The organism is Tychonema sp. LEGE 06208 (genome assembly GCF_015207505.1).
Lineage (GTDB): Bacteria > Cyanobacteriota > Cyanobacteriia > Cyanobacteriales > Microcoleaceae > Microcoleus.
This window is the reverse complement of the sequence record NZ_JADEWT010000141.1, coordinates 1-15,749: the sequence shown is the minus strand read 5'-3', so window position 1 is coordinate 15,749 and position 15,749 is coordinate 1. Positions and strand designations below refer to the sequence as shown.

Sequence of the window (15,749 nt, the reverse complement as noted above, 5' to 3'; positions counted from 1 at the left end):
TACTGACTACTGACTACTGACTACTGACTACTGACTACTGACTACTGACTACTGACTACTGACTACTGACTACTGACTACTGACTACTGACTACTGACTACTGACTACTGACTACTGACTACTGACTAACCTATTTAGCTAACAGTTTCTGAAACACTTCATACATCTCCTCAGCCAACTTTTTAGGATTCCACAAAGGTGCGAGATATTCTGGCTGCTTAGATTTTATTAAATGCTGTTTCACCGCATTTCTCAAACCAGCATCCCGCCCAAACTTAACTCCCCACTGCGTGTATTCTTCCCAACTCCAAGCCGCGCCGACATCAAGATTTGCACTTTTGAGAAAAGCATAACCCATCCGCGAAAGATATTGGTCGCCGGATCTAGTTACCACTGGCAAATTCGCCCACAAAGCCTCTAAATTGTGAGTGCCACCGTTGTAAGGATAGGAATCTAACAGCACGTCGGCTACGTAATAAATAGCGCGGTGTTCTTCCTCGGTTCTGGTTTGCCCGATAAACTTAATTCGAGCAAAATCTACTCCTTGAATATCGCATTCTTCGCGGTAAGTGCTGTGAATAACATCTGGATCTCCTTGGCCCTTGCGAATCAATAAACTATCTGGTACTTGTTTGAGAATTCTAACTTGAGCTTGTACCATTTCGGGATTCGTTTTTCTCCCCGGCGCAACACACAAATAAGCCATTTGATTTAAGCCAATTCCCAGAGCATTTCTAATCGCTTCTCGATTCACGGCAATGCTTTGCAGTGCCCCAATTGCTACCGAACAACTAGGCAACCTAACTAACTGTTCTAAGTAATGTTCTTCAACGCCTGGGGGATGAGTGTGTTCGTCGCAGAGAAAGTAGTGATTTTCCGAAATGTAGGGTGCATCGAATCCCAGCCAAGAAACGCAAATTCCCGCAGGATATTGATACAGCACTTCGACATTTGTCGGCACTGTCATTGAGTCTAAATCTATTAAAACATCCAAATCGTCTTGCACTATTTCTGCGAGGATTTCGCCGCCGTCAGCAAAGCCGTTGGGATATTTTTTCGGCCAGTAAAACTTGCCCGCCATTTCTTCAAATCGTTCGGTAACTTCATCTCGGTTGAGTTTACCGGTGACGTAAAGATGAACGTGGGGAGTGATGCGGCTTAATTCGCGAATTAAAGCTTCGCTGCACCAGCCTACTGAGTGGCGGCGGAAGTGTTTGGAAAGGAAGCCGATTTTTAAGGGCTGTTTTTTTGTGAGGGAATTTGCCGATTTTATGCGGTTGATTTGCTGCCGCTGCATGACGGCTTTTTTGTAGTATTCCTTGGCAACTAATCGGTAGAAGCTGGCATTTTTTTGGCGGTTGTCTCGCAGGTGGGAAACTGCAAATAGGAAGATTTCGTAAAGCAGTTTTAGTTCGATGACGCTAAAGGTTTCGACTTTTTCGTAGCAGAGTTTTTCGATTTCTTCGAGTTTCTGAATTGCCTGTTTGCTGACACCTGATTGTAGGTAGGAAAAGACGTAGGCTGTGGCTGACATGACTGGGGCATTGTCGCCGCAAAATTCGCAGTATTTGTCGGCGACGCTGCGGGCTCTGGCGAGGTTGGTGGAGTGGCTTAGCAAGTCGCAGAGTTGTTGGTGGGCTTCGCTGAATTTGGGGCTGCATTCGATCGCCTTTTCAAAATGTGCGATCGCCTCTAGGGGCTTATCTTGTTTTTGAATGTGTCCCATCCGGCAGTAAACCTCTGCCCAATCCGGTTTTAGTGTCAAAGCTTGCTGATAGCTGGTCAAAGCTTCTTCCAGCCGTCCCAGCATGGAAAAACAACTGCCTAGGTTAGCGTGAACTTCCGGCCAATCTGGCTTGATTTTGAGGGTATTTTGGTAATGAATAATTGCTTCTTCGTACCTGCATAGCTGTAAGAATGAGTTGCCTAAATTGAAGTGCAGAACTTCTAATTCTGGCTTGAAACTTACAGCTTTTTGATAGTAAGCGATGGCAGCATCGAGATTGCCTTGTTGCGATCGCGCGCTGCCGATGTTAGCATAGGCTTCTGCCCAATCGGGTTTAATGGCGATCGCCTTGGAGTAGCTTTCAACGGCTTCGTCGCGCTTTCCTTGACTGAAAAGCCGATTACCTAAGTTAAAGTGGAAGTCGGCACCGACAAGCTGCGGGTTGAGTTCGGATGTTCTTTTAAAACAGGCGATCGCTGCTTCGACGTTGCCGTGTTTGTGATATACTTTCCCTAAATTCCAGTGAGCGCCCGCTAAATCGGGACTCAAGGCAATGGCTTGCTGGTAATTGGCGATCGCCTCTTCCAAACGTCCCATTTTAAAGTACATACTGCCAATATTTGCCCGCACTTCCGCAAAATTTGGCTGCAATTCTAAGGCTTGAGAGTACGATCGAATAGCAGCTTCAATTTTGCCTCCCGCTTGCAAAGCATTGCCTAAAGTGACGTAAGCGTGGATGTAATCGGGGCGAATTTTTAGGGCTTGCTGGCACGCTGCGATCGCCTCTTTAATTTTACCTTGAACTAAACAGTTTTCTGCCAGTTTTTTGTAGGGTTCTACTTCTTGATAATTGGCAACTTGTCTGCTGTCTGGAACCTTCAGCGAGGTAACTTGTTCGGAAACTGCGGCGGGATTGGTAAACGGAGTATTTAAATTTTCTGTGGTAGGCGCAGGCGGCAAATTGATGCTAGAAGGCTGCAAGCCGTAGCCTTCATCTTTATTGACAGAGATTGGTTGCGCTGCGTCTGATTCTGTTTCTAATTCGATGACTTGGCTGGCGACAGTTGCTTGCTGTTGTTGTTTAATTAAACTCGATATTTTTTCCGCAGCGCTAGCATCTCCAGGTTGCATTTGAAGCACTTTTTGACAGCAAGCAATTGCTGCATCTAACTTTCCTTGCTGCTGCAAAACGCCTGCCAGCATCAAATGAACCGAACACAAATTGGGATTAATAGCAAGAGCTTTTTGGTAACAATTTGCCGCCTGTTCCAATTGCCCTAACTTGTAATACATACTGCCGAGATTCGCGCTAGCTTCGGCAAATTTAGGCTGAATTTCTAAAGCTTGCAAATAAGCTTTAATTGCCATTTCCAGCTTCTCTTCAGCCTGCAGGGCATTACCCAGCGTCAAGTAAGCGGCAGCAAAATTCGGTTGGAATTTAAGGGCGAGATTGCATTGGGCGATCGCCCTAGCAAATTCTCCTTGCAAAATATAAACTTCCGCCAACTTTTTATGAACTTCCGCCTCGGCTGGATTCAACTCTAAAGCTTGCTGATAATTTTCAATAGCGCCATCGAAATTGCCTGCATCTTTCAGCCGATTGCCCTTTAGGAAATAACTTTTAACTGCCTTGAAATCTACCAAAGAATCCGCGATCATTTTCTCTGCCACTCTTACAGGTTTTACACTAATAATATTCAACCATTCTACCCACTCTCCGGCACGCACAGACCAAGTACACCCTCGATTTATATATTCTACCTGCCGTCTCAGATCATTTTCAGCAGTGGCGCGGCCGGCCCCCGCAAACTCTTTTAAAACTGAGACTGTCGCCTCAAAAAACCGCCTTGTATATCCCTCCCAATCCGGTTTTCCGGCACGGTTCCAATTAGTTACCGATGCCAAATTTTCTCTCCCCGACAGAGAAACTAGACGCGCAAATCCAGCCGTTGTTTCCGGCAAAGCCGCCAAATCACTCGTCACAATCCGGCAACCGCTGGCCATCGCCTCCATCACCGCAATAGATGACGTTTCCAAATAGGTATTAGGGTAAGCTAAAACCGCGACTGAACGCAGTTGCCGGACGAGTTCGGGTTGCGGTACCGAACCGATGTACTCAACGCCTGCTGTTGCCTGACACTGGCGGTAAAGTTGACCGAAAAAAAGATTGTTATCATTGTCGTCTATTTGGTGTACTTTCATGCTAGAAAATACTTTTAATCTAGTGCCGGGGACAGCTTGACGAATTTCGGGAAAGACTTTTAACAAAATATCTAGTCCGCGAAAGGGAGTGCTGGTGTAAGCTATAATTGGCGGTAGATATTTTTGAGAGAGGATTGAAACATTCTCGGAAAAGATGTTAGCAAAACAAGGTGCGATCGCATTTCTTAAAACATAACTGCGATTCGAGTCAATCCCAAAACGAGTGTGAAATTGCTCGCGCTGCCAGTCGCTAACAAAAACAAACGCATCGCAAGCATTAACTTCTTGAGGATTATTAAAATTTTCAAGAAAGACAAAGCCTGGTTCGTTATGAATCCACAAAATCAACTTAGTATGTTGGCCCAAAAGCGGCTTAATTTCCAGCGCTTTGCCGACTATATTGACTATAACTAAAAAATCGAGCGATCGCAGCAATTCTAAATTAGCTTTATTCCCTACCCGCTGCCTGCAATCAACACCGCGCGACATCCCAGACTCGGAAGTATTGTTAAGTAAAAATACCTCGCTTCCCAGCGCAGCCAACGCCTCAGCCAAATAACAAATAGCCGACTGAGTGCCGCCCAAAGGTTCGCGGTAAGGAGTATCAATATTATAATCCCAAGTGTAGGTATCCAGAAATCCGATTTTCATTATGGCAATTATCCGCCGACTTTTGAACTAGATTTTTTTTTGTTTAACCGCAGAGGGCGCAGAGGGCGCAGAGAAGAAAGAGAGAAGTTTTCACTTGAAATAATTTGCAATTTGCCTCTGTTCTTCTTCTTCCTCTCAGCGTTTTCTGCGCTCTCTGCGGTTAAATAAATCCATGATAAATGGTATAATCTTAAAACTATTAAGGAGTACCGAACATGACCACAGAACAAGATCCCGTAAAATTGATGAAACAGCAAGTCGGCTTTGCAGCAGCCGATCGCGTAAAATCTGGTATGATTGTCGGACTCGGCACGGGGTCAACTACAGCTTATACTATTCAAGCATTGGGCGATCGCATAAAATCAGGAGAGCTCAAAGATATCAAAGGAGTCCCGACATCCTTTCAATCAGAAGTATTGGCCAAACAATACGGAGTGCCGCTGACAACATTAGATGAGATTGACAGAATTGACGTAGCTATAGACGGCGCTGATGAAGTCGATCCCCACCTCAACTTAATTAAAGGTGGCGGCGCAGCGCACACCCGCGAAAAAGTGGTCGATTACCTCGCAACTCAGTTTATTGTAGTAGTTGACAGTTCCAAAATGGTAGATAAATTGGGTTCTACTTTTCGCGTACCCATCGAAGTAATACCGATGGCAATCACCCCCGTTACTCGCGCCATCGAAAAATTGGGAGGCAAACCAGAACTCCGCATGGGAATCAAAAAAGCCGGCCCAGTAATTACCGACCAAGGTAACATGGTAATTGATGTCAAATTTGATGACATTCCTAACCCCGGAGAAATGGAAAAAACATTGAATAACATTCCCGGTGTGTTAGAAAATGGCTTATTTGTAGGCTGTACTGATTTAGTTTTAGTAGGCGAAATCAAGGAAGGAAAACCCGCAGTTCGCGAGATTTCTAAATAGTCAAAGCTTACCTGCAGATTGTCAAAAATTCTTGGTTGAACAGGCATCTTGCCTGTTCTAAACAAAACTATTATAAGGTAGAGTGCAGCCTAAAAAAAACAAAAAGCCTGGTCGATCAATGTATATTAACCACCAATAAATTTAGGAATTTATTGATAACTGCAATCATAATTATGGTTCCTTATTCCTGATGACGTTGGACGGAAAGCTCGGGGGACAGCACTAATAACTACTAACTAATAACTACTAACTACTAACTACTAACTAATGACTAATGACTAATGACTGCTAAGCTAAGAGGGCGGGCACGCACCATCCACCGCCCCTACCGACTAATGACTAATGACTAATGACTAATGACTTCTTCCTTCTACTTATGATGCAATATCGCAGATTTGGCCGCACAGAATTATCCATGCCCGTCTTTTCCTGTGGCGGCATGAGATATCACCACAAATGGCAAGACGTACCAGTAAATGAGATTCCACCAGACAATCAACAAAATGTAGAAGCCACAATTCGCTATTCTATCGAATGCGGCATCAATCACATAGAAACTGCTCGCGGTTACGGCACTTCCGAGATGCAGTTAGGCTTGATTTTGCCGCAGTTTCCCCGCGAAAAATTAATAGTTCAAACAAAAGTAAATCCCCAAGCTAACTCCCAGGAGTTTCGCGAAGAATTCAATAAATCCTTAGCTTATTTGCAACTAGAATACGTCGATTTATTTTCCCTACACGGCATTAATACGTGGGAATTGCTAGAGGAATCTATGCGTCCCGGCGGCTGTGTGGATGTTGCTAAACAATTGCAAGCAGAAGGCAAAGTTCGGTTTATTGGTTTTGCAACTCACGGGCCGACGGATGTGATTGTTAAAACCATTGAAACCAATCAATTTGATTATATTAACTTGCACTGGTACTACATCAATCAAATTAATTGGCCCGCAATTGAAGCGGCAAAACGTCACGACATGGGCGTTTTTATTATCAGCCCTTCTGACAAAGGCGGTCAACTTTACAACCCATCGCAAAAATTGGTTGATTTGTGCTATCCCCTGAGTCCGATGGTGTTTAACGATTTGTTTTGTTTGTCGCACCCGCAAGTACATACTTTGAGTTTGGGTGCTGCCAAACCTGAAGATTTTAACGAGCATCTGACAACTGTAAAATTGTTAGATAGAGCCGATGAATTGTTGCCGCCGATATTAGCTAGGTTGGAAAAGGCAGCGATTGATAAATTAGGAGAAGATTGGTTTAAGACTTGGGATGTCGGTTTGCCAACTATCGAAAATACTCCCGGAGAGGTTAACATTCGTGTGATTTTGTGGCTGTGGAATTTGGCGAATGCTTACGATGCGATCGACTATTGCAAGATGCGCTACAACCTTTTAGGTAACGCCAGCCACTGGTTTCCTGGTCAAAAAGCCGTAGCTTGCGGGGCGGAACGCCATCGCATCGATGAATTAGACTTGCGCCGCTGTCTCGCCCACAGCCCCCACGCAGCCAAAATTCCCGGTATTCTCCAAGCAGCCGATCGACTTTTTGGAGGCGAATCCGTGCAGCGTCTTTCCCAAGAATAATCAAAAAAAACCCGGTTTCAACAAAGAAATCGGGTTAGTTAACCGGAACACATGAGTAAAACTCAGGCGCACACAATTAGCGTATACTCAAAAAAGTCTCACAACCATCACCCATCCGTCTCATCCATTCGGGCGATAGAACTTTTTTTTCCAAACTCCCTCCCATTTTGCTTCAACCTGAGCTAAAACAGTTAATAATTCACTTAGGTACTTTTTATGACACTCAAACGCCGAGATTTTTTGTATTTGCTAACAGCTAGCGTCGGAGCTCTTACCGCAGGTGCTTGCCAAGCATCAGGAAATAATGTACTGCAAGCAAGTTCAGCTTCTAAAGACACAAAAGTAGCCCAAACTCCCGGGCCTTTTACACTGCCGCCTCTACCTTACGAATACAACGCTTTAGAACCGCACATCGATGCGCGGACAATGCAATTTCACCACGACAAACATCACGCCGCCTACGTTAAAAACCTCAACGAAGCTGTCAGCAAACACCCGCAACTTAAAAATATTAGTGCGGAAAATATGCTCAAAGATTTGAGCAAAGTGCCGGAAGATATTCGCACAACTGTACGCAATAACGGCGGCGGACACCTTAATCACAGTATGTTTTGGGAAATCATGAGTCCCAAAGGCGGCGGCGAACCCACAGGAGCAATTGCCACAGCAATTAAGCAAAATTTCGGCAGTGTTAGCGATTTTCAAGCCAAATTTAACGAAGCCGGTACTAAGCGTTTTGGCAGCGGTTGGGTTTGGCTGGTTCGCAACAAAGCAGGCAAATTAGAAATTGCAACTACTGCCAATCAAGACAGCCCTTTCATGGAAGGAAATTACCCAATTATGGGCAATGATGTTTGGGAACACGCTTATTATCTCAAGTATCAAAACCTGCGTGCTGACTACTTAAAAGCTTGGTGGAATGTTGTTAATTGGACGGAAGTTAACAAGCGCTACGAAAAGGCGATCGGTTAGTTTCACAAATAGTGTAGGTGCGATCGAGCTACACTATTTGTTATCTCTAAAATACAAACATCCCTTGATATTAATCCCGCCAAATAGCGGTTCTCTAGCTAACGCATCGGGCGATCGAACTGCTGTACAGTTTTCCGCAAGTAAACGCAGTGGCGCGCGCCCTGACTCGTGGGCGTTGTGAATGATTCGACTGACTCAAGTGTGCCACCCAAACGCTCGATCGCACTTTGCAAATCCGTCTCTTCCTCCGCCGTCCAATTCCCCCGGTAAAGCACAGCCAAACCGCCGTTTTTTAGGAAAGGCAGCGCGTATTTAGCACACGCAGAAGCGGCTCCAACAGCCCTCAGAAAAGCTAAATCGTAAGCTTGTTTGTGCGGCAACTGTCGGGCAATTTCATCGGATCTGCCCAGCAAAGTCACAGCATTTGCGATCCCTAAAGACGGCAAAACAGTATCCAAGAAAGTAATTTTCTTGCGAGTAGAATCGAGCAAGGTGACAGATAAATCCGGCAGGGCGATCGCGATCGGTAACCCCGGAAAACCGCCACCAGTCCCGATATCAATCGCTTTCAACGGGTGCTTTGCGGGAGAATCGTTATTTTCCGCCAAATTTTGATTAGGTGGCAGCAGTCTCGCAATTCCCCGCAGAGAATCCCACAAATGTTTTTCCCAAAACTCAACAGGCTCAGTAATTCGAGTTAAATTCAAGGAACGATTTCCCTCAACAATCAACTCGTAAAGCCGCTGAAATTGTTGCTGCTGCGACTCATCCGGCTGCCAATTCAGCGTTTTTTGCCACAATTCATTCATTTCCGGCAACACAGGCACTGTCATCTGATTCATCTTCTATTCCTACTATTTCGTAAACTCTGCAAATTCTCTCCGCTCCAAAATACCTAAAAATACTTCACAATGCGTTATACCTGCCCGCACCAACTATAGCCTTTCGAGCGTAACATGAGGTGCTCTCACGGGTATATGGCATAGGCCAAACCGGGCATAGGCAGGAGTGGAAGTATCCCGGATACCTCACCAAGATTGAGAACCGCTATAATAACCAATGACCAATAACCAATAACCAATAACCAATAACTAATGACCAATGACCAATGACCAATGACTAATGACTGATACTAGATTCGGGTAACATATCCCTTTTATGATTCGGCGGTTGAAACCGCGTCTACACAAACGATGTCGGCCTGCGCCGACTCGTTGATAAAGGGGATACCCAACCCGGATTTGGTATGACTAATAACCAATAACCAATAACCAATAACCAATAACTAATGACTAATGACCAATGACTAAGAACTTACAAAACTCGTTTCCTTAGCCTCTAACTTAGCCCGATCGACCTCCTGCAAATCCCCGTGGTCTAAAGTCCAAAATTTATCAGCAACGCCCAACAAATCGCTAGCATCGTGAGTGACAATCAACAAAGTCCAGTGACTTTTCAACTTACCCAACAAGCTTACCAACTGTCGGCGCATCGACCAATCTAAACCCGCCGTCGGTTCGTCCAAAAGCAGTAAATGCGGCTGGCGAATTAGTTGCACCGCTAGGGCTACCCGGCGCTGTTGTCCGCCACTCAAAGCGTGGGGAGAACTACGCAGCGGCAAATGTCCGAGTCCCACCTCTATCATTGCTGAGTTAATTTGTTCTTGTCCCAATTCAGGATGTCCCAGTCGCAATTCTTCTAAAATTGTGCCTCCGCAAAAATGCCTTTCGGGAAACTGGAATACTAAACCTCCTAACTGTTGCAAGTGTTCCGGTGTTAATTCTTGTTCGCGCCAGCGGATGTCGCCGCTAGTTTTTTCTGCTAAACCTGCTAATATTTCTAAGAGCGTACTTTTGCCGGAACCGCTGCGACCTACAATCAGCCCCATTTGCTGCGATGGCAGTTCTAAGTTGATATTTTTCAGAATAGCATTCGGACAGGCTGTAGGATGATAGACTAAGTTTTTTAGATAAAGCATTAATGGCAGTTGTTGGTTGTGAAAAAGTCATTAGTCATTAGTCATTAGTCATTAGTCATTAGTTATTGGTCATTGGTTATTAGTTATTGGTTATTAGTCCTTCGATGTGCTATTGATGATTCAGGCTTTTTCTGGCTGATACCGATCGCACACAATTATTTTACATAAATCTTTACAAAAATCGACCTTTTTTTTTGAGCTTTCCCCCTTGCTTTTGAGATTATTTAATGCTATTATTTAATAATGAAAATATGTGCAGAAATTTTATGAATGCTCACAGTCCCATTATTAAAGTATACAGCAATAGCCAGGAAAAATCAAGACCATCCGATCGATTTTTGAGTCGCGGCCCGGAAGTCTGAATTTTTAATTTTCAGATTCCCAGTTTACAATCAATTGCTTTTTGAGAATTGACGATGATGAAAACTATTTTAGCGTCCATTGGCAAGCAGATGTTGAGTTCCAAAAAGACTGTGGGGGCGATCGCCCTTGGAGCAAGTGCGATCGTCCTGAGCATCTGCATTAACTCTGCAGTAGCGGGGGATCCCTTTCGCAGCAGCAACCCACAGGCGATCGGGCCCAACACCGAAGCAGCCTTCAAAACAATGTTTGAACAAGGAAACTACAAACAAGCAAAAGTCCAAGTTCAACAAGCACTATTAGCCGAACCAAACGAGCCGCTAGCCTATGCAATGGCAGCCTCCCTATCCTACATCGAGCAAGACTTCGACTCGATGAATTCCTACGCGCAAAAAACCCGCGAAGTAGGCGAACAATTGACCAAAACTAACCCCTTGCGCGGCAATCTATACACAGCAGTCGGTCACTTTCTCGAAGGAGCAAATGCCATAGCCAAAGAAGGAACAGCCAAAGGCGCGCCCCAAGCACTCAACAAACTGCGAGTAGTATTTCAATACCTAGATGCAGCCGAAAAAATAGCTCCCAACGACCCAGAACTCAACCTGCTTAAAGGCTACATGGACTTAATGCTAGCCACAAACCTGCCCTTTTCCAACCCCAGCGAAGCCATTAAACGACTGGAAGAAAAAGCTTCTCCCCGCTACTTAGCTTATCGCGGCATGGCAGTAGGCTATCGAGACTTGAAAAAATACGATCGCGCCCTAGAATTTGCCAACAAATCCCTAGCAGAAACGCCAAACAATCCAGAAATTCTTTATCTCAAAGCACAAATCTTGTTTTCCGAAGCCAGGGGAAAAGAAAGCAACAAAACCCTACTAGAAGAAGCCCGTCAAAACTTCGACGCAGCCTTAGTCAAACCAGACCAACTACCGCGCAGCCTAGTAGCCGAAATCTTCTTTCAGCAGTGCAAAACCCGCAACCGTCTCGACAGCAAATCTCGCAACTGCGACCCAATGCGCGATAAAATTAGAGATGCAGGTGGCATCTGGGGGCCGACGGCTTTACCACCACTATAAAAATACCAAAAAACCATGAAAGTACAGTTTCGCGAGTTTAACCCCTTTGACCTCTGGATTTGGCTGAAGTTTAGCAACGTGCCTTCAAACGGTGAAAAACAGTATGTTGAAGAAGTATTTGACTCTTGGTTTTTCTTGGGAAAACTAGGGGGATTTAATGCCGAAAATTTGCAAGTTCAAGATGAAGGCTTAGATATTAGTGACATGGATTACGATGTTAATCTAGCCGACCAAAGCATGATGGCTTTGATGCACAATATGGGAGAAATGGAGTATCAAGGTTCTTGGGCTCGCTGTTGGTTTGATTTAGGGACTAGCGACGCTATCGGCATCGATATTTTAATTAATGTTTTCCAGCAACTAAGCAAAGAATTCGTGACGGTTGAAGAATTGATTATCGGTGGAGAACATCCAGACTGGCCTGTGGAAAATAGTCGCAGTCGAGAGGCTTTTGTCCCTGACAATTACTCATCATAGGTCATTAGTCATTGGTCATTAGTCATTGGTCATTAGTCATGAGTCATTGGTCATTAGTCATTAGTCATTGGTCATAGGTCATAGGTCATAGGTCATAGGTCATTGGTCATAGGTCATAGGTCATAGGTCATTGGTCATAGGTCATTGGTCATGAGTCATTAGGGGCGGGTTTTGCGGGAGATATTTGCTATAGCTAACAACACAGATAAACCCGCCCCTTTCGCGTTACTTTTTCTATCTACCGTACACTTGGTAGCGTACCCAACACCTGATAGAGCAAAGAGTTAATAAAACCCAGTGCTACAGCGCCCAACAAAGCACTCCAAATTCCCCACCGCAAGCGAAACCCTTCGACTAGCCAAGCAGCCAATCCAAAGATAGCAGCATTGATAACAATCATAAACAAACCAAAAGTTACCAATACAATAGGGAAGCCCAAAAATACAAAAATCGGCCGCACTAAAGCATTCAGCAATCCAAAAACTGCAGCCGAAACCATCGCTTTTCCAAAAGTGTCAATATCTACCCCGATGGGCAACTTGGAAAGAATAAAAAAGCTCACCGATGTTACCAACCAAGCAATTATCAGCGAAACTATATCTATCTGCATTTGCTTATCTCCTGAAAAAACTAAACATTAAATCGGAACAACAGCACATCCCCCTCTTGTACAACATACTCTTTTCCTTCACTGCGAACTAAGCCTTTTTCCTTAGCTGCATTCATCGCGCCCGTAGCAACCAAATCTTCATACGCTACAGTTTCGGCCCGGATGAAACCCCGCTCAAAGTCCGAGTGAATCACTCCTGCTGCTTGCGGTGCTAACATTCCCGCTATAATCGTCCAAGCGCGAGTTTCCTTGGGCCCGCTAGTGAAATAAGTCCGCAAACCCAATAATTCGTAAGTAGCTCGAATCAAAGATTTTAAGCCACCTTCAGTCACGCCGAGAGATTCGAGAAAATCTACCCGTTCTTCTTCTGGCAACTCTACCAATTCTGACTCAACTTGCGCCGAAACTATGACAACCTTAGCATTTTCTTTAGCTGCTATTTCCCGAACTTGTTCGACATAGCTATTTCCAGTTCCCAAATCGTCTTCAGACACGTTAGCCGCATAGATAATCGGCTTGTTTGTTAACAATTCTAAGCCTTTAACTAATTCAGCTTCTTCCTCAGTTAAACTGCACTGGCGCACGGGTTTTTCTGCATTCAAAACCACAACTAACTTTTCAAGCACGTCCACTTCTGCTTGAGCTTCCTTGTTGTTGCGGGCTTGTTTGCGAGTGCGATCGAGCCGGCGTTCAATTTGAGCCAAATCTGCTAAAATTAATTCTAGATTGATAATGTCAATATCTCGCTGGGGATCGACAGAACCTGCAACGTGAATGATATCATCATTGTCAAAACAGCGGACAACATGGACGATCGCATCTACAGCCCGAATGTGAGACAAAAACTGATTTCCCAGTCCTTCCCCCTGACTCGCACCCTTCACCAAACCCGCAATATCCACAAACTCCATCCGCGTCGGCACAGTTTGCACGGATTTGGAAATATCGCTCAGCACCTTCAACCGTTCGTCTGGTACTGCTACGATACCCGTATTTGGCTCGATCGTACAGAAAGGAAAATTAGCAGCAGTCGCCTTGGCATTAGCAACCAGAGCATTAAACAAAGTAGATTTGCCAACATTAGGCAGTCCGACAATTCCGGCGGTAAGCATAGCTATTTAGAAACATATCACTGTATCAAAATATCATAAGTATCCGCAATATATCAGATCGATCGCCCAATGTTCGCGCCTGTGCCCGCCTAAAACTCTAACTTTAGGTCGATGGCTCAAGGGTTTACAAATGGTCACGTAAAATATCGCCCAGAACCTGTCCCTGTCCCATCAACAAATTGGGGACTTGCGAGAAAATCGGTTTGGGCGATCGACCTCACAAACAATCTTAAATTTCGCGATCGACTAAAACATAATTTAGATTGGTTCAGGGATTGTCTGAGGAATAGGCCCCGGCACTGTTTGAGGAATCGGCGAGGGTACAGTTTCCGGCACCGGTTCGGGAATTGGCTGCGGAATTGGGGCTGGTACCGGCTCCGGTACTGGGCCAGGAATCGGTTCGGGTACCGGGCCCGGCACCGGTGGCGACGAAGGAATTTCCGGCAGCCCCGGTTCGGTACTGGGAATCTGCGGGCCTGGAAACGGAGTAGAGTTGGGAAAAATCATGTTACTTTTTTGCTCAGCTAATAGAGATGTTTCTCGAAAATTTTGTCGCCACTTCCAGCCATTTTTTGATAAATAAAAATAACTAATGTGTGACCTTGTTTAATTACCGTAAAATTTAATTGCCATGTTTCCAATTAAATTCTTGCATTTATCTGCGTTCATCTGTGTTTCTCTGCCAACATCTGCGGTTGCAATGTCAATCAAGTATTTATACGGCACTTGTACAAGTATGCTAAATTAAAAATAAATTACACATCTATCTAAAGAGCTATGATTAACTGTTATGCCAGCCTAAAACTAAGCCTTCGGTATTAAACTAAATATCAACTACAACAAATAAAATTAAGCGTGTCAGCACCCAACCCTCAACAACAAACACCGCTATTAGATGCCCTGCGCGATCGCACAAATCATCCGCACGCCCCATTCTACGCCCCCGGACATAAACGCGGACAAGGAATCTCAGGGCCCTTAATTGACTTATTCGGTGCGACAGTATTTCGCTCGGATTTGCCCGAATTGCCGGAGTTAGACAATCTCTTTAACCCAGAAGGTGCAATTGCCGAAGCTCAAGAATTAGCCGCCCAAGCATTTGGAGCCCAATCAACTCGGTTTTTGGCTAACGGTTCAACTTGCGGAATTATCGCAGCCATCTTAGCAACTTGCGGCCCCGGCGATAAAATTATCCTACCTCGAAATATCCACTCATCGGCGATTTCAGGTTTGATTTTATCCGGCGCAATTCCGATTTTTGTCAATCCAGAATACAACCCGGATTGGGATATTGCCAACAGCATCACCCCAGAAGCCACAGCAGCAGCCCTAGAACAACATCCCGACGCGAAAGCAGTAATGATAGTTTACCCAACCTATCACGGCGTTTGCGGGGATTTGCGGGCGATCGCCCAAATTACCCATCAATACAACATCCCGTTATTAGCAGACGAAGCCCACGGCGCGCACTTTAACTTTCACCCAAACTTACCAGAACCGGCCCTATCAGCCGGGGCAGATTTAACGGTACAATCAATCCACAAAACCCTCGGTGCAATGACACAAGCATCGATGCTGCACCTCAAGGGCGATCGTATAAATATCCAAAAACTCGATCGAGCATTGCAGCTAGTACAATCCACCAGTCCCAGCTACTTATTGTTAGCATCCTTAGATGCAGCCCGCCAACAAATCGCACTCCGTGGCAAAGAATTAATGGCTCAAACCTTACTATTAGCAGACCAAGCGCGCGATCGTCTCAATCAAATTCCCGGCTTATCAGTTTTAGAAACATCAAACACGCCCGGTTTTGCCGCATTAGACAGAACGAGGCTAACAGTAAAAGTATCCGATTTAGGCATCACAGGATTTTTCGCAGATGAAATCATGCACTCGGAACTCGCAGTCACAGCAGAACTTCCCATGCCGCAACATCTCACATTTATTATCAGTTTGGGGAATACAGAATCAGATATCGAAAATCTAGTTAAAGCTTTCACAGTTTTAGCAGAAAGAAGCAAGTTCGACATCGATCGATGTGCGGGATTTAACGGATTTAATAGCTCGATAT

The 15,749-nt window shown here is 44.9% G+C and carries 12 protein-coding genes; 6 read left to right on the top strand and 6 right to left on the bottom strand.

All coding sequences use genetic code 11. The features are described 5' to 3' along the window. Window positions 1–130: 130 nt before the first annotated feature. Window positions 131–4,579 carry a tetratricopeptide repeat protein gene (locus IQ263_RS25220; RefSeq protein WP_194070853.1) on the bottom strand — a complete coding sequence of 1,483 codons (4,449 nt, stop codon included), beginning with the start codon at window positions 4,577–4,579 and terminating at the stop codon, window positions 131–133. 215 nt (window positions 4,580–4,794) lie between these two features. Between IQ263_RS25220 and rpiA the strand changes: the two genes are divergently transcribed. The 3 genes from rpiA (at window position 4,795) to IQ263_RS25205 (ending at window position 8,065) form a co-directional block, all read left to right on the top strand. Beyond that, complete coding sequence (gene rpiA, locus IQ263_RS25215) at window positions 4,795–5,511, top strand: ribose-5-phosphate isomerase RpiA (RefSeq protein ID WP_194070852.1); 717 nt, start codon at window positions 4,795–4,797, stop codon at window positions 5,509–5,511. A gap of 379 nt (window positions 5,512–5,890) precedes the next feature. Further along, window positions 5,891–7,093, top strand: coding sequence for an aldo/keto reductase (locus IQ263_RS25210; protein WP_194070855.1), 1,203 nt, complete (start codon window positions 5,891–5,893; stop codon window positions 7,091–7,093). Window positions 7,094–7,309: 216 nt separating this feature from the next. Further along, a complete protein-coding gene (locus tag IQ263_RS25205; protein WP_194070851.1) occupies window positions 7,310–8,065 on the top strand; it encodes a Fe-Mn family superoxide dismutase in 756 nt (251 codons plus the stop codon). 98 nt (window positions 8,066–8,163) lie between these two features. Here the strand turns inward: IQ263_RS25205 and rsmG are convergent, their stop codons facing one another. Both rsmG and IQ263_RS25195 read right to left on the bottom strand, forming a co-directional pair. After that, entirely contained in the window at window positions 8,164–8,907 is a 744-nt protein-coding gene (rsmG, locus tag IQ263_RS25200) for a 16S rRNA (guanine(527)-N(7))-methyltransferase RsmG (protein WP_194070850.1), read from the bottom strand. A 464-nt stretch (window positions 8,908–9,371) separates the two neighbouring features. Beyond that, window positions 9,372–10,043 carry an ABC transporter ATP-binding protein gene (locus IQ263_RS25195; RefSeq protein WP_194070849.1) on the bottom strand — a complete coding sequence of 224 codons (672 nt, stop codon included), beginning with the start codon at window positions 10,041–10,043 and terminating at the stop codon, window positions 9,372–9,374. A 416-nt stretch (window positions 10,044–10,459) separates the two neighbouring features. Between IQ263_RS25195 and IQ263_RS25190 the strand changes: the two genes are divergently transcribed. Next, window positions 10,460–11,479, top strand: coding sequence for a Sll0314/Alr1548 family TPR repeat-containing protein (locus IQ263_RS25190; protein WP_194070848.1), 1,020 nt, complete (start codon window positions 10,460–10,462; stop codon window positions 11,477–11,479). 15 nt (window positions 11,480–11,494) lie between these two features. Next, a complete protein-coding gene (locus IQ263_RS25185; protein ID WP_194070847.1) occupies window positions 11,495–11,956 on the top strand; it encodes a DUF3531 family protein in 462 nt (153 codons plus the stop codon). Between the two features lie 238 nt (window positions 11,957–12,194). Here IQ263_RS25185 and IQ263_RS25180 read toward each other — a convergent pair whose 3' ends face one another. The 3 genes from IQ263_RS25180 to IQ263_RS25170 all read right to left on the bottom strand — a co-directional run bounded on the left by IQ263_RS25180 (window position 12,195) and on the right by IQ263_RS25170 (window position 14,185). Continuing rightward, on the bottom strand, window positions 12,195–12,566 hold the full coding sequence (locus tag IQ263_RS25180) for a phage holin family protein (protein ID WP_228050347.1): 372 nt from the start codon (window positions 12,564–12,566) through the stop codon (window positions 12,195–12,197). A 20-nt stretch (window positions 12,567–12,586) separates the two neighbouring features. Then, complete coding sequence (gene ychF, locus IQ263_RS25175; protein WP_194070846.1) at window positions 12,587–13,678, bottom strand: redox-regulated ATPase YchF; 1,092 nt, start codon at window positions 13,676–13,678, stop codon at window positions 12,587–12,589. A 258-nt stretch (window positions 13,679–13,936) separates the two neighbouring features. Further along, window positions 13,937–14,185, bottom strand: coding sequence for a gamma-aminobutyric acid A receptor, epsilon-like protein (locus IQ263_RS25170; protein WP_194070845.1), 249 nt, complete (start codon window positions 14,183–14,185; stop codon window positions 13,937–13,939). Between the two features lie 348 nt (window positions 14,186–14,533). On the opposite strand from IQ263_RS25170, the gene IQ263_RS25165 reads away from it, so the two are divergent. Next, the coding region (locus IQ263_RS25165; protein ID WP_194070844.1) for an aminotransferase class I/II-fold pyridoxal phosphate-dependent enzyme at window positions 14,534–15,749 on the top strand (1,216 nt) is incomplete at its 3' end.